The following is a 23263-nucleotide window of genomic DNA, read 5'->3' as shown; positions in this document are numbered from 1 at the left end:
AGAATGACGGCCGCACCGACCCGGCCCGGAGTTAGTATGCTTCACTTTTTTTACTCCCTGTTCTTTCGCATTGCGCTGCCATTTGTGCTGCTGCGCCTGTGGTGGATTGGGCGCACTAATCCGGAAGCGTCTGTACGCTGGCAGGAGCGGCTGGGTTACGTGGAGGCATCCGATGAGCCTGTAATCTGGGTCCATGCAGTCTCCGTGGGGGAAACCATCGCTGCAGCCCCTCTTGTAAAGGCTTTGCTGCGCCGTAATCCGGATATCCCCGTGTTGATGACGGCCATGACCCCTACGGGCTCCGCCAGGGCAAAGGCGTTGTTCGGTGACCAGGTACGTTATGCATTTTCTCCCTATGATACCCCGGGTGCCGTACGCCGGTTTGTGGACCGGGTCCGCCCCCGGGCGCTGGTGATCATGGAGACCGAACTCTGGCCCAACATGATTTCGCTGAGCAAGCAGCGCGATGTCCCCATTTTTCTGATTAACGCCCGGCTTTCTGCCCGTTCTGCCCGGGGGTACGAACGTGTGGCTTCCCTGGTGAAGCCGTTGCTCCGCAGTATCAGCTGGATCGCCGCACAGGCCGATGAAGATGCCGGGCGATTCCTGCGCATAGGGGCCAGGCCGGATTCTGTATCGGTCACCGGCAGTATCAAGTTTGATGTGGAGATCTCGGATGAACTCCGCTCCCTCTCATCCGGGCTGAGGCACCGGCTTGGCAGGGCCCGCCCTGTCTGGATTGCGGCCAGTACCCACGAGGGCGAAGATCGTCAGATTTTGGAAGCCCACCAACAGATAATGACCCTGTATACCGACGCATTACTGTTGATTGTGCCCAGACACCCGGAACGATTTGATGATGTGGCTGACCTCGCACATTCTATGGGGCTGGCGGTGCAGCGCCGTTCTGAGTCAGGAAATGAAGGCGCAAGTGATGAGAATTCGTGTCAGGTGTATGTCGGAGACACCATGGGCGAGTTGCTCATGCTTTACGGTGCCTGTGATATAGCATTCGTGGGTGGGTCATTGATCGAGCGTGGCGGTCACAATCCGCTGGAACCCGCAGCCTGGGGTATACCGGTGCTCTCCGGCCCTCATATATTTAACTTTGAAACCATCTACAACCGTCTTGACGCGGGAGCGGGGCTTTACATAACTCCATCCTCAGAGGCACTGGCACAGTGTGTGATGCAGTTGATTGCGGACAAGCAGGCCGCCGAGAGCGCCGGGCGTAACGCGTTGGCCGTGGTAAACGCTAACCGGGGCGCGCTGGAGAAGGTAGTCAACGGAATTGTCGAGCGGATCTAGGGCGGGCTCCTGGGCCCGCCCATTCTGTCTGAGGCTTATTGCATCGGGTCGTCTATGGTTTCTTCTTCCTCGGCCAGGGCTTCAATGCCTGGGGCCGAGGCGCTGAGCCAGTTGTTCAGTGCTACCAGGTCCTGAGGGCTCAGGGTGCCAGACGCCTGCTTCAGGTTCAGGGTGTTGATCACGTAATCGTAGCGGGCATTGGCGAAGTCGCGCAGTGCTACGTAATAATTACGCTCCGCGTCCAGCACTTCCACAATATTGCGGGTGCCGACATCATAGCCGGCGCGTGTCGCATCCAGGGCGCTGCGGCGGGAGATAATGGTCTGCTCCAGGGCAGACGCAGATTCGATATTGGTGTTTACCGTACGGAACAGGCTGCGGGTATTTACCCGAACATCGCGCCGCACCGTCTCCAGAGTCTGCTCCGCAACATCTACCAGCGACCGTTGTTGGCGAACTCCAGCCTGTATACCGCCACCCATGTACAATGGAACATTCAATCGGAGACCAATCCGGCCTTCTGTTGTGGTTCCGTCGCGCTGGCTCTGAGCAAATGTCGGGTCTTCCAGGCCTTCAATATTTGTCTTGCCATAGGACGCATTCAGATCCAGCGTTGGCAGGTGCCCGGATTTAGCGCTTTTCAGGTTCGCTTCATTGGTGTTCAGATCGTACATCGCGGCCTGGATCTGCCAGTTCTGATCAAGGGCGGTGTTCTCCCACGCTGACGGATCCATGGGGTCCGGACGACCAAGTGGAAAGTTCCGGCGCAGGTTGTTCAGTTCTTCGGTGTATTCCCCGGTCAGCCGCGCCAGTTGCTCGCGGGCAATGTCCAGTTCGCTTTCTGCGGCAATGCGCTGGCTTTTGCTGTCATCGTAGCTGGCACGGGCCTCGTAGACTTCCGTGATGGCAATCAGGCCCACATCGAAGCGCTCCTGGGCCTGTTCATACTGCCGTTGTATAGCTGCTTCAGTTGCTCTGGCCGTGGTCAGGGTGTCTGCTGCGCGCAGAACGTTAAAGTAGGCCGTGGCCACATCCAGAATTAGCTGTTGTTGGGCAAGGTTGTATTCCGCCTGGGCTGATTCAGTCTGGAATTTGCTGGCATCGTAGTTGAACCAGGCATCGGCCCGGAAAAGGGGCTGGGTCAGTTCCACACCGAAAGCGTAGGTTTCATACGCGGCGTCCTGGTTGGGGCCATCGACATCCGTATGGCTGACATCGCCAAATGCGCCGATCTGGGGAAGCAGGTTGCTGCGGCTAACGTCACTGGCGGCCTGTTGTGCCTCGAAGCTGGCGCGGGCGGAAGCAATGCCGGAATCATAGGAGAGTGCTTTCTCGTACGTCTCAACCAGATCCATGGAAAGTGCAGGCTGGGCTGCCAGCAGTCCAATCAGCCCGGAAAGCAGTCGTTTCTTCATGATTTCTCCTGTTATTGGATCACTCCGCGCGGTGGCATATGCCGGGTCACGTATGTTCTGATGGTCGTTGAAGGGCTCAGGCCCGTCATTATGGACAATAAACGGCCTGAGCTCTACACTTGCAAACGACACACGTTTTAAGTGTCATTTACATCGAATTCGCGTCTTGACGGGGTGCTGGCGGCAGAGTATCTGCCCGCCGGCTGAGATTGCCATGCAGAACCCGCTACCTGATCCGGATAATACCGGCGTAGGGATTTAAGACAATATGCTGCAAAGACACAGAGTGTTCTGTGGTCACTGCTCCGTCATACGCGACCCGTTTCTTACCTAACCCCGGGGACGCAAGATGACAACACTACCTTCCTATCTCAGTGATTCAGCCAAAGTTGATTCCGCAGCTATCAAGCCACTGCCCCAGTCTCGCAAGATCTACGTACAGGGTAGCCGACCCGATCTGCGGGTGCCCATGCGGGAAATAACCGTGGGCGACACACCTACGGACATGGGGGGTGAGAAGAATGCTCCTGTTGTCGTTTACGACACCTCTGGCCCGTACAGTGACCCGGAGGCCACCATCGACCTTCGCAAAGGCCTCAAGCCCATTCGCTCTGCCTGGATAGAAGAGCGCGGCGATGTGGAGCAGCTGGCGGATTATACCTCCGAGTTTACCCGCCGTCGTATGAAGGATCCGTTGCTGGACCCGCTTCGTTTTATGGACGAGCGTAAACCCTTGCGGGCCAAGCCTGGTAAGAACGTCAGCCAGATGCATTATGCCCGCCAGGGCATCATCACCCCCGAGATGGAATTCATTGCCATCCGCGAGAATATGAAGCTTCAGGAAGCGCGGGAGCAGGGACTGCTGAAGGATCAACATCCGGGCCAGTCCTTTGGTGCATCCCTGCCGCAGGAAATCACTCCGGAATTTGTCCGGGACGAAGTCGCCCGCGGCCGGGCGATCATTCCCAATAACATCAACCACCCGGAAACCGAACCGATGATCATCGGTCGCAACTTTCTGGTGAAGATCAATGGCAATATCGGCAACTCCGCGGTGAGTTCTTCCATAGAAGAGGAGGTGGAAAAGCTGACCTGGGGTACCCGCTGGGGTTCTGACACCATCATGGATTTGTCCACCGGCAAGAACATCCATGAAACCCGCGAATGGATTATCCGCAATTCGCCGGTTCCCATTGGCACTGTGCCTATCTATCAGGCCCTTGAAAAGGTCGGTGGCGTAGCGGAAGACCTGACCTGGGAAATTTTCCGCGATACGCTCATTGAGCAGGCAGAGCAGGGCGTGGATTACTTCACCATCCACGCCGGCGTACGTCTGCACCATGTGCCGATGACCGCCAAACGCACCACCGGCATTGTGTCCCGCGGTGGCTCCATCATGGCGAAGTGGTGCCTGGCTCACCATCGGGAGAGTTTCCTGTACGAGCACTTCGAAGACATCTGCGAAATTATGAAAGCCTACGACGTAGCCTTCAGCCTCGGCGACGGCCTGCGCCCGGGCTCTATTGCCGACGCCAACGACGAAGCCCAGTTCGGCGAACTGGAGACCCTGGGCGAACTCACCAAGATCGCCTGGAAGCACGACGTCCAGTGCATGATCGAAGGCCCGGGCCACGTGCCCATGCAACTGATCAAGGAGAACATGGACAAACAGCTGGAGTGCTGTGATGAAGCGCCATTCTATACGCTCGGGCCGCTCACCACTGACATTGCCCCTGGTTATGACCACATCACCTCCGGCATCGGTGCCGCGATGATCGGCTGGTTCGGCTGCGCCATGCTCTGCTATGTCACCCCGAAAGAGCACCTGGGCCTGCCCAACAAGGACGACGTGAAGACCGGCATCATTACTTATAAAATAGCTGCTCACGCCGCTGACCTGGCCAAGGGGCACCCGGGCGCACAAATCCGTGACAACGCGCTTTCGAAGGCGCGTTTCGAGTTCCGCTGGGAGGACCAGTTCAACCTCGGCCTGGACCCGGACACCGCCCGTGCTTTCCACGACGAAACCCTGCCGAAGGACTCGGCCAAGGTGGCCCACTTCTGTTCCATGTGCGGCCCGAAGTTCTGTTCCATGCAGATTTCCCAGGAAGTGCGGGATTATGCCAAGGAGCACGGTCTTGACGAGGTATCGGCGGTGGATGTTGGCATGAAGGAGAAATCCCGGGAGTTTGTGGAGGCGGGGTCCAAGCTTTACGACAAGGTCTAGCTTGGGTTCCTAGTCTGAGGCTTGGGCGTGTGAGCCGGGGAGGTGGCCCCCTTCAGAAAACGACTCGAGACGTCCCTGTGCGTCTCGGGCTCCGCCATCCCTGGCTCCGCACGTTTCTGAACGGGGCCACCACCCCGGCTCAATCTGGCTTTGGCAGTAATCGCTCAGAGCGTAGGTCGGATTTACCCGTGAAGGGCATAAAAGGCGAAGCCGTAATCCGACCTACCACTAACGCTCGGGGCCGCGGTGGGGCGATCCTCCCAAAACTGTGCGGAGCCATGGATGGCGGAGCCCAAGCGCCCCACGGATGGGCTTGAGCGTGTTTTGGGAGGATCGCCCCACCGTGGCCTTGCACTCAAGATGGCCAGCAAGAAGGCTTGCACCCAAACCAAAACACCGGCTATCGTTCAGAATCGTTCTCAAAAACGGATCTGAAACCAGTAATGACCGAACCGTTCCAGTTTAAAGACAGCGACGTCAAGATCGAAAAACGCGAAACCGTCTTCCAGGGCTTCTTCCGCATGGACAAGCTCTGGCTGACACACCCGCGCTTCGATGGCAGGGAAATGCCCACCTTCACCCGGGAACTCTTCATCCGCGGCGACGCCACCTGCGTATTACCCTACGACCCCGACCGTGATGAAGTCGTCCTTCTTGAACAGTTCCGCCTTGGCGCCCTTGGCCGTGACCAGTCCCCCTGGTTGCTGGAGCTCGTGGCCGGCATGAACGAAGACGGCGAGTCGCCGGAAGAAGTAGCCCAGCGTGAAGGTCAGGAAGAAGCTGGCCTGACGTTCAAACCGCTGGACAAGATCTGCGACTACCTGGTGTCCCCCGGGGGAAGTACGGAACTGATACATCTCTACTGTGGTCGCATCAGCACCGAATCCGCAGGCGGCCTGTTTGGAATGGAACACGAACACGAAGATATCCGTGCCCACGTGTTCAGTGCCGACGAGGCCATCGCAATGATTTATGATGGACGTATCAATAACGCTGCAGCAATTATCGCGTTGCAGTGGTTGCAGTTGAATCGCCCGCGCTTGCGGGAAGGTTGGAGCTGATATGACAGAATGGGTGATGAAACCCCGGCGCTATGTTCCGGATTTACGACGTTTCGGCGCGCTGTGTGATGGTAACTACATGCGCCTTCACCGATTGCGGAAGCTGGAGGCCAAAGGCCAACCGGTCTGTGAATTTGAACTTCATCGCGAGGACCAGTATCTCGGGCGCGTACGCATAGAGGTGCTGCAAACTACAAAGTTTACCGAAACCCTCCTGCTTGAGCAGGTGCACAATTCCGGGCGCTGGCTGAATAATCCCCAGTTGACCGTTCGGGTCTACCACGACGCCAACATGGCCGAGGTGATCAGTTGCTACCGTGACCGGCATATCGCCCCGGTGAATGACTACCCGAACCGCTTCATGCACCATCCCGACGAGAAAGTACAGGTCAACAGTTTTCTGGCCGACTGGCTGGATTACTGTCTGCGGTTCGGGCACCTTCCCATGGAGCACGCCGCCTGGTCCGCCGGGGAAGGCGTGGACTAAGGTTGTATGTTTGCCCCGCAGTTATTGGCATAAAGTGCCTCGCAGAGTGTGCGAGAGTTGTCAAAACAGGCAATTAGGCTTAAAAGCCTGAACAGAATGTGATGAATATTCTGGATGCAGTCGTAAAAACTGCATAATCTGCCACTATGCCTGCATCACCGGTGAGTGTTGCGAAAACGCAAGAAACACGAGTGCCATGACTGAGAACGACAACCGGCGTGCCCTCCGGGTGCTACAATTGACCGACCCGCACCTGATGGCCGATCCGGGCGGTGAGCTGCTGGGTGTCAATACAAGAGACAGTCTGGATGCCGTTATCGCGCATGCGCTTCATGATCATGGCCAGCCGGATCTCATTCTCGCGACCGGGGACATCGCCCAGGACGCCACTGAAGAAGCCTACCGGTTTTTTGGTGACAAACTGAAAGTGTTTCGTTGCCCCTCGGTCTGGATGGCGGGCAACCATGATGATTCACCGTTGCTGAGCCGTATTGCGGCAGAAAGGCGAGCCGATGAGCGCCGTATTGTTCAGGGTGGCTGGCAGTTTGTGCTTTTGGATACTTCAGTCCCCGGCAAGGTTTTTGGCGAGCTGGCGGAGTCGGAACTGACCTTCCTCGAAGACACCCTTAGCCAGAATCCTGATCTTCCGTCCCTCATTGCTCTTCACCACCATCCCATTGAAATTGATACTAAATGGATGTCACCGATCGGACTGCGTAACCGCGATGCTTTTTGGCGAGTGGTGGACCGCTTCCCTCAGGTAAAAATCGTACTTTGGGGGCATATTCACCAGGAACTGGATCAGACCCGCAATGGCATTCGCCTGCTAGCCACACCATCCACTTGCATCCAGTTCACTGCCGGTTCAGTAGAATTTTCAGTTGAGGATAAGGCACCCGGTTATCGCTGGTTCGAGTTGCTGCCTTCAGGAGATTTCACCACGGAAGTCAGCAGAGCTACGGATTTCGTATTCAATCTGGACAGCAACAGTTCGGGTTATTAATCGTTTATTGGCACGCTGGCTGGCCTGTTAATGCCAGTCAATTTACGTATATAATTCCATCTCCGCTCAGGACGAGCGAACGACATTAATTTCTTCAGGGATCGAAGACATGCCTCAGGCAACCGGACTGCAGTTCACGGCCACCCTTGGCCAACTCCCCAAAGACCTGTTCGTGGTCGTCCGTTTCGAACTGACCGAACATCTCTCAAAGCTGTGCCACTGCAAGCTGGAACTGGCCAGTACTTCGCCGGATATTGCCCCTGAAGAAGTCCTGGAGCAGCCCGTGGAACTGGTGGTCTGGCAGGACGGCATCCCCCTGCGGCGTTTCCACGGCGTGGTCAACGAATTTGCCCGGGGCGATTCCGGCCACCGCCGCACCCGCTACGAAGTCATCGTCCAGCCCCCGCTCTGGCGCCTGGGCCTGATGCACAACAGCCGCATCTTCCAAACCCAGAGTACGGACGTCATCGTACGCACCCTGCTGGAAGAGCGGGGCATTATCGACACCGTGTTTGATCTTAAACGCACGCCCGAAGAACGGGAATACTGTGTCCAGCATCGGGAAAGCGACCTGACCTTTATGGAGAGGCTGTCGGCTGAAGAAGGCTGGCACTACCGCTACAACCACGGCGACGTAGAAGGCAACGACCAACCGGCCCTGATCATCGCTGACCACCATGGCGATGCCCCAAGACTGGAACCGGTGGAATACAACGGCAAGGCCGGTGGCAGCAGTCGCCAGAGCGCTATCTTCCAGTTCAGTTACCGGGAGCGGATCAAGGCCGCCTCCGTGGCTATGAAGGACTACACCTTCAAGAACCCGGCTTACGCATTAATGCACGAGCAGCAGGCCGACAAACTGGATGCCCAGCGCGAAGACTACCAGCACTACGACTACCCCGGCCGGTTCAAGGCTGACGCCAGCGGCCAGCCGTTCACCGAAAATCGCCTGGATGCCCTGAGAAACGATGCAACAACGGCCAACGGCCAGAGCAACCGCCCCGACTTCACCGTGGGTGCCAAAGTCGAACTCACCGAACACGATAATCCCAAACTGAACCGGGAATGGCTGTTTACCAGCATCACCCACACCGGCGAACAGCCCCAGGCCCTGGAAGAAGACAGCGGCGGTGGTGCCACCACCTACCACAATGCGTTCAACGCCATTCCCGCGGACCGCACTTGGCGCCCCCAGGTGGAACACCGCCCATTGATGGACGGCCCCCAGATCGCGATTGTTACGGGTCCGGCCGGCGAAGAGATTCACTGCGACGAACACGGACGCGTCAAAGTGCGATTCCCCTGGGACCGATACAGCAAGAACGACGAACACAGCAGCGCCTGGCTCAGGGTGAGCCAGGGCTGGGCCGGCGGCCAGTATGGATTCATGGCACTGCCGCGAATCGGCAATGAAGTCATCGTCTCCTTCCTGGACGGCGACCCGGACCAGCCCATCATCACCGGCAGAACCTACCACGCCACCAACACGCCGCCCTATGCGCTGCCGGAACACAAGACCAGAACCACCCTCAGGACCCAGACCCACAAGGGCGAGGGCAGTAACGAACTGAGGTTTGAGGACGAAGCGGACAAGGAGCAGATCTACATCCACGCCCAGAAAGACCTGGACTCGCTGACCGAAAACAATCGCACCGAAGTCATCAAGAATGACAGCCACCTCACCGTGGACAACCACCGCAAGGCCCACATCAAGGGCAATGATCACAACACGGTGGATGGCGAGAAGCGGGAATCCATCGGTGGCGACGCCAGCCTCACCGTTAACGGCAGCCACCACAGCAAACAGGGCAAGAACCAACTCATCGAAGCCGGCAGCGAAATCCACCACAAGGCCGGTATGAAAATCGTTATAGAAGCGGGTGCGGAAGTGACCCTCAAGGCCGGTGGCAGCTTTGTGAAGGTTGACCCCAGTGGTGTGACCGTGTGCGGGCCCATGGTGAAGATGAATTCCGGGGGTGGGCCGGGGAGTGGAACCGACGTTGGGGCACAAATGCCTGAGCGGCCCGATCTCATCGAACCAGCGACAGGCGCCAAAGTTACGCAGGATGCGTTGGCCGAAACCACCACTCGAGCCAACGCCCAGCCCGGTAATGCCACTAGCGCTACTGCTCAGTTCGCCAGCAGCGCCGGGTCTACACCCTTTGGCGGCTCTTCGGCGAAAGCCAATGGTGCCTCAGGAGAAAGTTCTGTTGTCGACGAATCTGGTCGGCTGGTCGATATTCGGGGCCGGGGCACCGACGATGAAATGGTGAAAAGTGCATTGGCATCCGGTAAGGAGGGTACGGCATGAATCAACCTCTAAACCTCAAAAGTGAACCGCTTGAGAAAACGGTCCGCCTGAGGGCGGAAAACGACAAGGGCGAGCCTGCGGGAATGGCGCTTGCCATTCCCACGCAAGAGGGCGGCTCCTTCATGGTACCAGTTCTGGATGACTGGCAAACCACCGAAGAAAAGCCGGAAGGTGAGCTGGGCAATACGCTGATGAGTGTTTGTCCGGTTGCTGAAATCCATCGCAAACGCCCCATTGAGTCCAGTGGCGTGACGATCTTCGGTGGCCGAGCTGTTTCCCTTATGCGACCAGGCTATCTTTACGTGTTCCGGCGCGATGCGCTTTGGCGCGAATTCGAAATCGATCCGGAAGGCACCCTAAGCGAGGTCGACCTCGTTTCCTCCCGCCAGGATAAGACCGCCCCCCGTTTGCCTGTTGGAAAACCTGTGACCGATTTTCTGGTGCCGGTGTTTCTGGAGAATCGCTTTGAGCTTTCCGAATGCCGGATTGCCTACAATGAAATCCAGTGGCCATGGGCTTACATTGAAAAGCTGGAAGATGCCCCGGCCATTTTGGAAAAGCGGGCTTTATCCATCGCGCCAGCTTGGGCCGCCGCCACGGACGACAGCCTGAACTTCGACAACGGTTTTCCGGCTTCAGCCATTACTTCGGTACCCACTTTGCGGCCCAGAGACCTGGGCATTGAGCTGATGCTCAAGGACCCCTCTGGATTCACCTCTGAGTTCCGGGGGCCGGACAGTGGTGAATTGATCTCCCGTGTCGTCGAACGATGGAAGCGAATTCCCGAGGATGACGAGGAATCTGATCGGGAGCTTCCGGATCTGAATTTGCAGGCCGAAGCTGCAGAGGACGCTTTGGTTGGCGCCAGGGAGCACAGCGCGATCGTATGCGTGGCCATCCCCGATCCGCTATTCCGCCTACGCCATGCACTGGCACAACTGCACGTGGCTCTGCATTACCTTGATGCGATCGACCTGTCACTTAAAGATCGACCGTTGATTCACTCTGCCACACTGATACGTCAGGCATTGTTCGATCCACAAGTTTCAGCTTCCAGCGAACAGGTTGAGACCCTTAGAGCGGCGGTGGACCGGGAGAAGCTTCACAAGACTCTGGACCATCCCGAGCGCCAGAAGGTACTCGAAGAAATCGCTGTCCACCTGGAAACCCTTGAATCACTGGTCAATAGTGGCGACTTGGACACCACCTGTGACGATTATCTCAACGACGACGGTTTGGGGCCATGCGAAGCTTTTGCGCTCCAGGCGGATCTGTTAAACCTCACACAACAACTCCCGGGCGTGTTGAATGCCCATGGCCTGGAGTCACCGGGCATCCTGTCACGGTTGCTCCAGCAGGGGTTGGGAAAGAACCGTCTCATTGACACTTTGGCTGACGGTGGAAACGCAAGCAGCGACTTTCCTCCTGTGCTGGCGCAATTAAAGGAACTCGCGGGTGACCAGGATACGCTGACGGAGGAGCGTTTAAACGGCGCGGGCCTGTCGTCCATAAGCGCGTTGGCCCAGCAAATGGCGCAGGAGGAAGAAGGCTCAGGTTCTGACAGCGGCAATGGCTCGCAGGCCCTTCCCAGCAGTGCTCCAGGCACCGCTGCGGGAATGGTTAAAACAGCGTTGGGAGGGTGGAGTGCGGCCGTTCTAAAAACGGTGGAAAACTTACGTCAGAGCGACGACCTGGCGGCCATCAAACTGGACCGGGTGTTCACTTCTGTCAAAGCAGTGGCCGAGATTGCCGACCCCAATCTAGGCGGGGAGTTGCAGGTAATGCGCCGAGGTGAGGTTGATCTCACGCGTTACAGCATAGTTGGGGTTCATGGAAAAGGAATCTCCTTTGGCCTTACCGATGCAGACCGCCAGAGTGAAGTCCTGACAAGGCGCAATGATTATCTGTTTGCAGACAGGACAGACGCAGCGGGTAAACGGGTGGCGTCGACCAGCCCGAGTCGATTGGTTGATGAAGGCGGAGAAGCTCTTGTTAAGGCAGCGGCTCATACCTGGGTGTTTGTACTGCCCGTGGATCATCCGGAAGCCCGAAAATTCAGTGCTTTGAAAATTGATTGGGCGAAAAAGGCCAAGGCGTTTGCTGATGGGCCGGGCTTATCGAGGGTGTTGGTGGGGTTGGCTGCATATAATCTTGTTTCGGAGATGTGGGCGTGGGGTAGATCTAAATCCGGAGATTATGGTGTTTCGTTTGCAAAATTCTTGGGGGCTGGCCTGGACCTATCTGCAGCGCTGATGAAGCTTCATGCAGTAAGCTCGCTGGAGGATAGCAAACTGGTCTCAAAGGTTATATTGCGGCCGCTCTTTGAAATGAAATCTGTGCCAGTAATTGGTCCCCTTATCCAGAAGCGGCTTTTAATAGTTGGGGCAGGAACCATTGTTAGAACTATGGGGCTGGTTAATTTCCTGGCCGGTGGATTCATGGTGGGTGTTAGCGCCTGGGACTATCGAAATAGTATTAGCAGAGGCGATTTAGACGCTGCTCTTGGGCATGGACTTGCAATGGCCGGCGGCAGCGTTTTCTTGGCATCGTCACTACTGAGCGGATTGCTGGCGGTACCCGGTTGGGGCTGGGCATTGCTCGGGTTGGGGGTAGTGCTGGGAGGCAGCATATTTGCAGCTATTGCCACCGACAGCGAGATTGAGCGAGTGCTGAAGCAGGGACCTTTGGGGCTTGGGCCAGATCATGAGGGGCTTCCTGCGGACGATTCCGTCTATTTTCCGCAGCTGTTGAGCCAGATCTCCCCGGTAACGGTATCCGCCAAGCGCTATGGTGACTTGAGTGGCGCGGAACAAGCGATGTTTGAGGGCCACGGCCCATCTCAAGACGATTACCGGGTGACGGTGAGGTCCCCGCTCATCAGTCGTTTCAAGCTGGGCCGGCAAACTAAGGACAAATCTGGAAGTAAGAAGCCAGACTTGAGGCTTGGGATTCAGGAACTGGAATATACCCATACCACAATGCAAACTTCCGCTGGCCAGGTCGATGAATTCAATTTGACCAAGAACACTCCGTTGCAGAAGATTATAGCGTGGGTTGCCTTACCGGAAGAGAGCTTGGTGCACTTTCTCGTCGAACGAAATCTCGTCGGCGGTGAAACCAGGGCTTTTGGCCACAGTGAAAGACGTACTGTCAGTTTAAGAGTGGTCTTACAAGCTCGAGTGGAAAGTGAGCTTGGCGCGTTTAGGCTTCCTATGCCAGTGCTTGATGCTTATGAGTCATTTGACGCTGGTCGTCACGGCGTGTTGCCTGATAAGCAGCGTCAAGTTTTCAATCCATTCGAAAATGAGCCAGTACCCTACTGGATTGTGAAAGAGGTCGCCGTGTGAGTGAGAGTGGCCACACAAATAGTCACGATAGGAGCGGCTTTCGGGCTGATCAGATTCCGAACCTGCCAGCGCCTTCAGTAAAACGCGAACGGCTGGGAGAAGACCTTCTGCCTTTTGGCGACTACGCCATAATCGAACCTTATCAACGGGTTTGCGAGGATGTTGATGCCATCCAGTATCAAGGCCAGAACGCTCCGGATGACTGTGAATCCGGAGACTGGTGGGATCAACTCCAGATCCGTTTTCTTAATGGGAAGGCATTTGTTGGCCTTTCGGCTTTTCTGCTTTTGATACCCTACGCTTGGGGCACCGCGCTAGTCGGTGGGGGTGGAATGCTAGCCTTATATTACGCTGCAATGGTCGACTTACCCCACTTATTGAAGTCTGTCTGGGGCCTTTTTGTCGTTCTTGGTTGGATAGCTTTATCTCTCTATCTAGTCATTAAAACCATGCCTTGGGTTATGGGCGGTTTCGCCCTACTACTGAGGCCATTCGACAAGCTGTTGGGGAAATTCCTGGACCGTGGCCTGGCCGCAGGCGAGAGCGCCTTCAACCGGGAAACAGGCGAGGTCAGCTTTGCCCTGCCGGGAGGCAAGAAACTGACCGCGCCCTTTGAGGAGTTTGATGCCTACGTGGAACGTGTGGTCCAGCATGGCGGCATCTTCTACCGTTTGATGTTCGTTCATCGCTATACCGGCAAGCAGTTTAGCCAAACTTCCCTCAGCCGGGTCGAGCCGTCAAAGGAGGAAGTCCTGGCCTTGTGGGACATGCTGCAGCGCTATATGGATGTATCCCAGCCGCTGCCGGACGTGCCAAGACTGGAACCCTTTCGCCACCTCGACCCTGTAACGGCAGAACATGACCAGCGCACCGGGCGGAATCCCCGGTTCTGGCGTGACCTGGATCTGGATGCCTGGAAGCAGGGCGAAGGAGCCGAATGGCTGAAGCGCCAGGCGGAGTACCCCTGGGATAAACGCACCTGCAAGCTGACGCCGCAGATTGGCAAGATTTCCATGGAGGCCTATAGGGCCAAGATGGCGCCCTCAAATGACTTCGGGGAGCTTAAAAAAACGGTAGGGTGAGGCAGAGGCATGTGCCCCTGCCTAAGAACGCCTAGGCCTCCCGCAACTCCCGAGCCGCAGCCACCATCCCCCTCAGCGCCGGAATCACCTCCTCCCACGACCGTGTTTTCAACCCACAGTCCGGGTTAATCCAGAGCCGTTCTGCAGGAATCCGTTCCGCAGCCTTGTTCATCAGCGATACGATATGCCCGGTGCTGGGCACGTTCGGTGAGTGGATGTCGTACACGCCGGGGCCGATGTCGTTGGGGTACTGGAAGCCTTTGAAGGCGTCGAGGAGTTCCATGTCCGACCGTGAGGTTTCGATGGTGATAACGTCGGCGTCCATCCTTGCGATGGCTTCGATGATATCGTTGAATTCCGAATAGCACATATGGGTGTGGATCTGGGTTTCGTCTTTCACACCGTTTGCCGCTATGCGGAAGGCTTCGATGGCCCAGTCCAGGTAGGTCTGCCAGTCGCTTTGCCGCAGGGGCAGGCCTTCCCGCAGGGCCGCTTCGTCAATCTGTATGATATTCACGCCGGCTGTTTCCAGGTCCAGCACTTCTTCCCGTATCGCCAGGGCCAGTTGCCAGCAGGTGTCTTTCCTGGGCTGGTCGTCGCGCACGAAGGACCAGTTGAGGATGGTGACCGGGCCGGTGAGCATGCCTTTGAGGGGCTTGTCCGTCAGGGACTGGGCATAGCGGATCCAGTCCACGGTCATGGCCTTTGGCCTGGAGATATCGCCGAACAGGATGGGCGGTTTCACGCAGCGTGAGCCGTAGGACTGCACCCAGCCGAAGCGGCTGAATACATAGCCTTCCAGTTGCTCGCCGAAGTATTCCACCATGTCGTTGCGCTCGGCTTCACCGTGCACCAATACGTCGAGCCCAAGCTGTTCCTGTTCGCGGATGCAGTGGCTGATCTCGTCGCGTATCAGAGTCTCATATTCCTCCAGGGTCAGCTTACCCTTGCGGTATTTCAGCCGTGTCTGGCGGATGTCTTTGGTCTGGGGAAACGAGCCGATGGTGGTTGTGGGGTAGCGGGGCAACTTCAGGTGATCGGCCTGGATGGCGGATCGCTGCTGGTAGCTACTGGTGCGCTGACCTATGTCGGGAGTGATATTGGCGACCGCTTTGCGGACGTCCGGATCCGTGACCCGCCGGGACTGGTGCCGGCTGGCGATGGCATCGGCGTTATCCTTCAGGGCGCTGGCCACGGTATGCCTGCCCTCGTTCAGTACCGTTGCCAACAGCTGAAGCTCGTCCAGCTTCTGTCGCGCAAACGCCAGCCAGGAGCGGATTTCCGGGTCCATTGTGGTTTCCAGCTCCAGGTCCACCGGCACATGCAGCAGCGAGCAGGACGGTGCCAGCCAGAGCCGTTCCCGCAGCTTGCTGTGAACCGGTTCAAGCCAGTCCAGGGTGGCTTCCAGGTCGCTCTTCCAGATGTTGCGGCCGTTGACCACGCCCAGTGACAGGACCTTGTGCACCGGCAGCCAGTCGGTGACGCGGTTCACTTCATCCCGGGCGTTGATGGCGTCCAGGTGCAGGCCCGCCACCGGCAATTCGCAGGCCAGTTGCAGGTTCTCCTGTAACTGGCCGAAATAGGTGGCCAGCAACAGTTTTACCGGGCTGGCCTTGAGGTTGTGGTAGGCCAGGTTGAGGGCATGCCGCCAGGCGCCATCCAGTTCCGTAACCAGTATCGGCTCGTCGATCTGTACCCATTCCGCGCCGTTGTCCGCCAACAGTTGCAGCAATTCGGCATAGACCGGGAGCAGCTCATCAAGCAGGCTCAGCCTGTCGGTGTCATCCTTGGATTTGCCGAGCCAGAGGTAGGTGACCGGGCCGATGATGACTGGTTTTGGGCTCACACCTGCGGCCTTCGCTTCTGCCAACTGCTCTACCAGGCGTGTCGGGTTCAGGGTAAAGCGGGTGCCGGCATCGAATTCAGGGACGATGTAGTGATAGTTTGTGTCGAACCACTTGGTCATTTCGCCCGCATGAACGCCGCAGCAATCACCGTCAGCTGGCGAGCGGCCGCGGGCAATGCGGAAGTAACGGTCCAGCTCGTTTTCATCGGCCTTGCCGGCACGCTCGGGCAGGTTGCCCAGGGTGGCGCTCATATCCAGTACCTGGTCGTACAGGGAGAAGTCTCCGACCGGGGTTAGCGCCAGTGATTTCTGATCCTGCCAGCTGGAGGTGCGTAACCGGGCCGCGGTCTGGCGCAGGTCATCTTCGCTCAGCTCGTTTTTCCAGTAGCCTTCGAGGGCAAACTTCAGTTCCCGACGTTCGCCGATCCTGGGAAAACCCAGATTGTGGGTGGTGACCATGGTGAATCTCCTGTTCTGTTCTCAGTTGTCAGGCACCAAGGCTAGTGATGATGGCTTATGAAAAATAATGGTATTATCTCATCTATCCATGAATTTAATTCAAAATAGGTTGGGCGATGATAGAGCGTAATCACCTGGAAATCGTTCGGGAAGTGGAGCGGTGTGGCTCTTTGACGGCAGCAGCTGATGCGCTTTGTCTGACCCAATCGGCACTCAGTCATGCGATGAAGAAGCTGGAGCAGCAGCTTGGCACGGCAATCTGGATTCGTGAGGGTCGGAAACTGCGACCGACTCAGTCCGGTCTTTATCTGCTCTCGCTCGCCATTCGTTTGCTCCCCCAGTTCGAGCATGCCGAGGAACTGGTGGGCCAGATTGCGCGGGGCCAGCGGGGAAGCCTGCGGATCGGGATGGAGTGCCATCCCTGTTACCAGTGGCTGCTGAAGGTGGTGGGGCCTTACCTGGAACAATGGCCCGGCGTGGATGTGGACGTGAAGCAGCGCTTCCAGTTTGGTGGTATCGGGGCGCTGTTCGGTTATGACATCGATGTGCTGGTGACGCCGGATCCATTGCACAGGAAGGGGCTGATTTATGAGCCTGTGTTTGATTATGAGCAGGTGCTTGTGGTGCCGAAGAATCATCCGCTGGCCTCGAAAGCCTGGGTTGAGCCGGCAGACCTGGAAAGTGAGACCCTGATTACCTATCCGGTTGATGCCGAGCGGCTGGATATCTATACCCGTTTCCTCGTCCCCGCCCACAGTAGCCCGGCTCGTCATAAGACCATCGAGACCACGGATATCATGTTGCAGATGGTGGCGGCGGGGCGTGGTGTCTCGGCGCTGCCCCGGTGGCTGGTGGAGGAGTATGCCCATCAGATGCCAATCACTCCGGTGCGGCTGGGGCGCAAGGGTATCGACAAGCAGATTTTCCTGGGGCTTCGTGAGCGGGATGCGGGTGTGGAATACCTGCAGTCATTTATGGTGATGGCGCGGGAGACCACCTGGGGCCTGGCCTGACGGGACTATCTGCCGCGTCATTGCCGGAGATGTTCGCCGGGGCGTCTTTCTTCGGTTAAAATGCGCGAAATTATTCATCGGGGAATGTGTGATCATGAGCGAAACACCCGCAGATCTGAAATACATTGAGACTCACCAATGGGTGCGTGTGGCCGATGATGGCACCGCAACCGTAGGTATCACGGATTTTGCCCAGGATCAGTTGGGGGATATTGTCTACATCGGTGTTCCGGATGTGGGAGCGACGGTTACTGGGGCTGAAGAGGCTGGTGTTGCTGAGTCTGTGAAGTCGGCGTCTGATGTGTTCAGTCCGGTGACCGGTGAGGTGATTGAGGTCAATGAGAGCCTTGAGGATGAGCCTGAGAAGGTGAATGAGGATCCTTATGGGGATGGCTGGTTGTTCCGGGTGCGGTTGGCGGATCCGGGGGAGCTGGATGGGCTGATGGATTCTGTAGCTTATGCGGAGCATGTTGCTGCCGAAGAGTAATCTGATTGTTTGGAGCATGGAATAGGCAGGGTGGGCCTTCCAGAAAACGTCTCAAGACTTCCCTGTGCGGCTTGGGCTCCGCCATCCCTGGCTCCGCACATTTCTGGAAGGCCCACCCTGCCTATTCCCCCAAACTCTGTGGTGGCTTCGGCTATCAAAGCTTCTCTTTCATTATTTCTTCAGGCGATTCCCTATGAATTTCCCGGTTTTATACCTCCGCAAAGGCGCTGAGCGCAGGCTCAGGGCTGGCCATCTGTGGGTTTACAGTAATGAGGTGGATACCCACCGTTCACCATTGACCGATTTCGAGGCGGGAGCGCAAGCGGAGATTCGTGCTTCCAATGACAAGCCGATGGGTACGGTGTTTGTGAATCCCCATGCGTTGATCTGTGGCCGTCTGATCAGCCGCAACGCGGCCCATGGCATGACGCCCCAGCGTCTTACCGAGCGGGTGGAGACGGCGCTGGTGCTGCGGGAGCGGTTGTTTGATAAGCCGTTTTACCGTTGGGTGTTTGGCGACAGTGACGGACTGTCCGGGTTGGTGATTGACCGGTTTGATGATGTGGTGGTGGTTCAGATCTCCACCGCGGGCATGGAACAGATGAAGGAGTCGATTGTCCGGGCGGTTCAGCGGTTGGCTCACCCAAAGTCGATTATCCTCAAGAACGACGGCAAGATGCGCAAAGTCGAGGGGCTGGACACCTATGTGGAACAGGCCCATGGGCCGGAAATCGAGCTTCTTCGAGTTGAGGAGAACGGTGTTCGTTTCGAGGTGCCCATGGAAGGCGGGCAGAAGACCGGCTGGTTCTATGATCACCGCATGAACCGGCAGCGGCTGCAGGCCTATGCGCCGGGTAAGCGGGTGCTGGATGTGTTCAGTTATGTGGGCGGGTGGGGAATCCAGGCGGCCTGTGCGGGTGCGACGGAGGTGACCTGCGTGGACAGTTCCGCCGGGGCCATCGACTCGGTTCATCACAACGCGAAGATCAATGGTCTGGATAATATTGAGACTATTGAGGGCGATGCCTTTGATGCACTGAAGGCGCTGTGTGAGGAAAAGGAAAAATTCGACATCGTGGTGCTGGACCCGCCGGCATTGATTCCCCGGCGTCGTGACCAGAAGGCCGGGGAAGAGGCCTATGCGCGCCTGAACCAGTTGGGACTACGACTATTGGATCGGGATGGGTTGCTGGTGTCTGCTTCATGTTCCATGCATCTCTCCCAGGAAAAGCTGACGGATATTATTCGCAGCAGTGGGCGCAAGATTGACCGGTTTGTGCAGTTGCTGGAGCAGGGGCATCAGGCGCCCGATCATCCGGTGGTGCCGGGGATTCCGGAGACGGATTATATTAAATCCTGTTTTGTGAGGTCTTTGACGGGGTTTCTTTGAGCCTGGGTTGTCGGATTACGGCCCGGGGGGCCTTCCCGGGCAGAACAGCAACCAGTTAGCCTCTAAGGCTCATGATTTTCCAGCCGTTTTCTTTCGCAATATTTTCAAGCGTTGGATCCGGATCGACCGCTACCGGGTTGTCGACTTTGCGGAGCAATGGTGCGTCATTATGGGAGTCGCTGTAGAACCAGGCACCTTCAAGGCTTTCTCCCGTTGATTCCAGCCAGTCGTGTAAGCGGGTTACTTTGCCCTCCTGAAAGCTGGGAACACCGGCCACTTCTCCCGTATAACGCCCATTGACCAGTTCAGGGTCCGTAGCGATCAGATGTTCAATGCCCAGAAGCTCCGCCACGGGCTCGGTGACAAAACGGTTGGTGGCGGTGATGATCAATAGTGTGTGCCCTTGCTTGCGATGGCTGTCCAGTAGCTCTGTGGCACTGGCCAGCATCATCGGGCGGATCTTCTTGGCGACGAATGCTTCGCGCCAGGCCAGTAATTGCTTCATGTCGTGCCGTGCCAGTGGCTGCAGGGCGAAGCTCAGGTAGCGCATTATGTCCAATTCGCCGTCCAGGTATTCCTGATAAAACCTGTCGTTGGCCTTCCGATATTCTTCCGCATCCACGATGGACTCTTCCACCAGGAATTCACCCCAGGCATGGTCGCTGTCCCCGGCGAGCAGGGTGTTATCAAGGTCAAAAATCGCTAGGGTCAACGTCGGTACCTCCGGCTGGTATGGCGAATGTCACAGGCGCAACAGTCTACCATGACATGCCGCCGCCGGCTCCGTTTGCCGAAGCCTTGGGATTCTGTAAGAATGAGAGCAACTTGGATAAATCCGGCTGGTGAATTTTTAATCCGGCCAACCGACTTTTAAGAGGACTGTGCCGTGATCGATTCAGACGGTTTCAGACCCAATGTCGGAATCATTCTGGCCAATCACAGGGGGGAAGTCCTCTGGGCAAGGCGAATAGGGCAGGACTCCTGGCAGTTCCCTCAAGGTGGGATCAAGCACGACGAATCACCGGAGGAGGCTCTCTACAGGGAGCTGGCAGAGGAAATTGGTCTCGGGACAGACGATGTGGAAGTCATCAGCTGTACCCGTGGCTGGCTGAGATACCGCCTCCCTCGCAGGATGGTGCGGCACAATTCGCACCCCATCTGCGTGGGACAGAAACAGAAATGGTTCCTGCTGAGGATGCTTTCGCCGGATGCGCAGGTGCGCGTAGACGGCACGGACTCGCCGGAATTCGACGGCTGGCAGTGGGTGAGTTATTGGTACCCTCTTGGGCAGGTCGTCTCGTTCAAACGTGAAGTCTATCGACGTGCGCTGCGAGAACTCGCACCGCGACTGTTTTATAACATGGAACAGTGGCACCGGAATGAGCAGTCCCGGCGTACGAAGGATCAATAAAAATGACGGATTGAACCCGCCATGCTGAGCATACTGCGAAGTCTTGTACAAGAGGTAAACAGCGCCCGCGATCTGCAGGAGGCGCTGGATATCATCGTTTCGCGGGTGCAGAAAGCCATGGACACCGAAGTATGTTCGGTTTACCTGCTTGATCCGGCCACTAACCGCTACATTCTGATGGCCACAGAGGGCCTGTACCAGCAGGCCGTCGGCCAGGTCAGCCTGGGCTACTCCGAGGGGCTGATTGGCCTGGTTGGCTCCCGTGAGGAGCCCATCAATCTTGAAGATGCCCCCTCTCATCCCCGCTACCGTTATTTCCCCGAGACGGGTGAAGAGCGTTTCCGCTCATTCCTCGGTGTGCCCATTATTCACCACCGCCGGGTGCTGGGCGTTCTCGTTGTTCAGCAAAGGGAAAGTTCACGCTGTTTTGATGAAGGTGAAGAAGCCTTCCTGGTAACCGTGTCGGCGCAGTTGGCCGGTGTGATTGCTCATAGTGAAGCCACGGGCGCCATCAGCGGCCTCTCTCTGACCGGCGAAGAAGCCACGGACGTCAGCTTCAGTGGCGTGCCGGGGGCGCCGGGTGTTGCCATCGGTAAGGGTGTGGTGGTCTATCCGGCCGCGGATCTGGACGTTGTGCCGGAAAAGCCCACGGATGATGTCGAACTGGAATTGTCGCTGTTCAATGGCGCAGTCACTGCGGTGCGCGAAGACATCGAGCGGGTGGCGGCCCGCCTGGCTTCACAGTTGCGCCCGGAAGAACAGGCGCTTTTTGATGTATACCTGCGCATGCTGGGTGACGATGCCATGCCGGGCGAGGTCTCCAATCGGATCAGGGAAGGTTTCTGGGCCCAGGGTGCCCTGAAGCAGGTGGTTCAGCAGTATGTGCGTCACTTCGAGATGATGGAGGACCACTACTTGCAGGAGCGGGCGGTGGATATCCGCGATCTGGGTCGCCGTTTGCTGTCTCACCTGCAGGAAGGGGAGCAGAAAGACACGGTTTACCCCGATAACACGGTACTGGTCAGTGAAGAGCTCACCCCCGCCATGCTCGGGGAAGTGCCCAAGGGAAAACTGGTCGGCCTGGTATCCGTAAAGGGGTCCAGCAATTCCCACGTCGCCATTCTTGCCCGTGCTATGGGGGTTCCAACGGTCATGGGGCTGGTGGATATCCCGGTGAACCAGCTTGATGGCAAAGACCTGATTGTGGATGGGTTTGAGGGTCAGATTTTCGCGTCTCCCTCCGCAGACCTGCGAAATTTCTACCAGGAAATCTGTGACGAAGAGGACGAGCTGGTCAAAGGGCTGGAGGCTCTGCGGGACCTGCCCTGTGAAACCACGGATAACCATCGGGTATCGCTTCTGGTGAATACCGGGCTGATGACGGATGTGGTGCGCTCACTTAGCCATGGTGCCGAGGGCATCGGGTTGTACCGTACCGAAGTGCCCTTCATGATCAAAGACCGCTTTCCGTCCGAGCAGGAACAGCGGGAGTACTACCGCGAGCAGTTGGAAGCGTTTGCTCCTAACCCGGTCACCATGCGCACCCTGGATATCGGCGGCGACAAGGCGCTGACCTATTTTCCGATTCAGGAGGAGAACCCGTTCCTCGGCTGGCGTGGTATCCGCGTAACCCTGGACCACCCGGAGATCTTTCTGGTTCAGGTGCGGGCAATGCTAAAGGCCAGTGAAGGGTTGAACAACCTGCAGATCATGCTGCCGATGATCAGCAATATCTCTGAAGTGGAAGAATCTCTGCACCTGATCTACCGCGTCTACCACGAGGTGAGGGAAGAGGGCTTCAATATCCATATGCCCAAGGTGGGGGTGATGGTTGAGATACCAGCGGCGGTATACCAGATCCGGGAACTGGCAGATCGTGTCGATTTCCTTTCAGTCGGCTCGAACGACCTTACCCAGTATTTGCTGGCAGTGGACCGCAACAACCCGCGTGTGGCCCAGCTTTACCATTCCTATCATCCGGCGGTGTTGCAGGCGCTTGTCCGGGTTGCCCAGGATGCTCATGCCGTGGGCAAACCGGTGGGCATCTGTGGCGAACTGGCGGGTGACCCCGGCGGCGCCCTGTTGCTGATGGCCATGGGGTACGACTCGCTGTCCATGAACGCGGCCAGTCTGCCCAAGGTCAAGTCCGTCATCCGCAGCGTCAGCCGCGAATGGGCGGCCCAGTTACTTGAGGATGTGCTCTTACTGGATTCCCCTCACGTTATTAAAAGCTGTGTGGATCTGGCGCTTCGCAATGCAGGCTTTGGGCGTTATCTGCGCCCAGGCAAGTCAAGCTCGATAGCCCATGCTGAAAAGGCCCTTTCCTGATGGTTTGCCACCAGTGGGGTCCATATAGGGTGTGCACTCTAAATTGGACTGCTACGGTGAAAGACATTAGCCACCAGTACCCGCAAGG

At 57.2% G+C, this 23263-nt stretch carries 16 protein-coding genes and 1 riboswitch; of the genes, 13 read left to right on the top strand and 3 right to left on the bottom strand.

The features are described 5' to 3' along the window. Positions 1-36: 36 nt before the first annotated feature. On the top strand, positions 37-1308 hold the full coding sequence (waaA, locus tag FO268_RS18180) for a lipid IV(A) 3-deoxy-D-manno-octulosonic acid transferase (RefSeq protein WP_150994654.1): 1272 nt from the start codon (positions 37-39) through the stop codon (positions 1306-1308). Between the two features lie 35 nt (positions 1309-1343). Here the strand turns inward: waaA and FO268_RS18175 are convergent, their stop codons facing one another. Then, positions 1344-2723 (bottom strand): TolC family outer membrane protein, encoded by a 1380-nt coding sequence (locus FO268_RS18175; protein ID WP_150994653.1) that lies wholly within the window; start codon positions 2721-2723, stop codon positions 1344-1346. 160 nt (positions 2724-2883) lie between these two features. Beyond that, positions 2884-2998: riboswitch (TPP riboswitch) on the top strand. 74 nt (positions 2999-3072) lie between these two features. Between FO268_RS18175 and thiC the strand changes: the two genes are divergently transcribed. The 7 genes from thiC to FO268_RS23055 all read left to right on the top strand — a co-directional run bounded on the left by thiC (position 3073) and on the right by FO268_RS23055 (position 14241). Further along, a complete protein-coding gene (gene thiC, locus FO268_RS18170) occupies positions 3073-4950 on the top strand; it encodes a phosphomethylpyrimidine synthase ThiC (protein WP_150994652.1) in 1878 nt (625 codons plus the stop codon). A 443-nt stretch (positions 4951-5393) separates the two neighbouring features. Further along, complete coding sequence (locus FO268_RS18165; protein WP_150994651.1) at positions 5394-6011, top strand: NUDIX domain-containing protein; 618 nt, start codon at positions 5394-5396, stop codon at positions 6009-6011. A 1-nt stretch (position 6012) separates the two neighbouring features. After that, positions 6013-6498, top strand: coding sequence for a DUF1249 domain-containing protein (locus FO268_RS18160; RefSeq protein ID WP_135956464.1), 486 nt, complete (start codon positions 6013-6015; stop codon positions 6496-6498). A 196-nt stretch (positions 6499-6694) separates the two neighbouring features. Continuing rightward, positions 6695-7501, top strand: a complete 807-nt coding sequence (gene cpdA / locus FO268_RS18155) for a 3',5'-cyclic-AMP phosphodiesterase (RefSeq protein ID WP_150994650.1) — start codon at positions 6695-6697, stop codon at positions 7499-7501. A 109-nt stretch (positions 7502-7610) separates the two neighbouring features. Continuing rightward, positions 7611-9812: a type VI secretion system Vgr family protein gene (locus FO268_RS18150; protein WP_225316837.1), complete on the top strand. Its 2202-nt coding sequence runs from the start codon at positions 7611-7613 to the stop codon at positions 9810-9812. Further along, positions 9809-13159 (top strand): toxin VasX, encoded by a 3351-nt coding sequence (locus FO268_RS18145; RefSeq protein ID WP_150994649.1) that lies wholly within the window; start codon positions 9809-9811, stop codon positions 13157-13159. Before FO268_RS18150 ends, FO268_RS18145 begins: the two co-directional genes overlap by 4 nt. Positions 13160-13608: 449 nt before the next feature. Further along, on the top strand, positions 13609-14241 hold the full coding sequence (locus FO268_RS23055; RefSeq protein ID WP_202336691.1) for a hypothetical protein: 633 nt from the start codon (positions 13609-13611) through the stop codon (positions 14239-14241). 31 nt (positions 14242-14272) lie between these two features. Here FO268_RS23055 and metE read toward each other — a convergent pair whose 3' ends face one another. Further along, positions 14273-16546 carry a 5-methyltetrahydropteroyltriglutamate--homocysteine S-methyltransferase gene (gene metE, locus FO268_RS18135; RefSeq protein WP_150994647.1) on the bottom strand — a complete coding sequence of 758 codons (2274 nt, stop codon included), beginning with the start codon at positions 16544-16546 and terminating at the stop codon, positions 14273-14275. 116 nt (positions 16547-16662) lie between these two features. Between metE and FO268_RS18130 the strand changes: the two genes are divergently transcribed. The 3 genes from FO268_RS18130 to FO268_RS18120 all read left to right on the top strand — a co-directional run bounded on the left by FO268_RS18130 (position 16663) and on the right by FO268_RS18120 (position 19436). Beyond that, positions 16663-17559 (top strand): LysR family transcriptional regulator, encoded by an 897-nt coding sequence (locus tag FO268_RS18130; protein WP_150994646.1) that lies wholly within the window; start codon positions 16663-16665, stop codon positions 17557-17559. A 94-nt stretch (positions 17560-17653) separates the two neighbouring features. Further along, positions 17654-18046: a glycine cleavage system protein GcvH gene (gcvH, locus tag FO268_RS18125; protein ID WP_150994645.1), complete on the top strand. Its 393-nt coding sequence runs from the start codon at positions 17654-17656 to the stop codon at positions 18044-18046. A gap of 193 nt (positions 18047-18239) precedes the next feature. Then, entirely contained in the window at positions 18240-19436 is a 1197-nt protein-coding gene (locus FO268_RS18120; RefSeq protein ID WP_150994644.1) for a class I SAM-dependent rRNA methyltransferase, read from the top strand. A gap of 55 nt (positions 19437-19491) precedes the next feature. Here the strand turns inward: FO268_RS18120 and FO268_RS18115 are convergent, their stop codons facing one another. After that, positions 19492-20148, bottom strand: coding sequence for a histidinol-phosphatase (locus FO268_RS18115; RefSeq protein ID WP_150994643.1), 657 nt, complete (start codon positions 20146-20148; stop codon positions 19492-19494). 174 nt (positions 20149-20322) lie between these two features. Here FO268_RS18115 and FO268_RS18110 point away from each other — a divergent pair, with 174 nt between their 5' ends. Further along, positions 20323-20847 carry an RNA pyrophosphohydrolase gene (locus FO268_RS18110; RefSeq protein ID WP_150994642.1) on the top strand — a complete coding sequence of 175 codons (525 nt, stop codon included), beginning with the start codon at positions 20323-20325 and terminating at the stop codon, positions 20845-20847. A 21-nt stretch (positions 20848-20868) separates the two neighbouring features. Further along, positions 20869-23175: a phosphoenolpyruvate--protein phosphotransferase gene (gene ptsP / locus FO268_RS18105; protein ID WP_150994641.1), complete on the top strand. Its 2307-nt coding sequence runs from the start codon at positions 20869-20871 to the stop codon at positions 23173-23175. Positions 23176-23263 lie beyond the last annotated feature (88 nt).

This window comes from Marinobacter denitrificans (genome assembly GCF_008795955.1).
GTDB classification, from domain to species: Bacteria; Pseudomonadota; Gammaproteobacteria; order Pseudomonadales; family Oleiphilaceae; genus Marinobacter; species Marinobacter denitrificans.
This window is presented reverse-complemented; position numbering and strand designations above follow the sequence as displayed.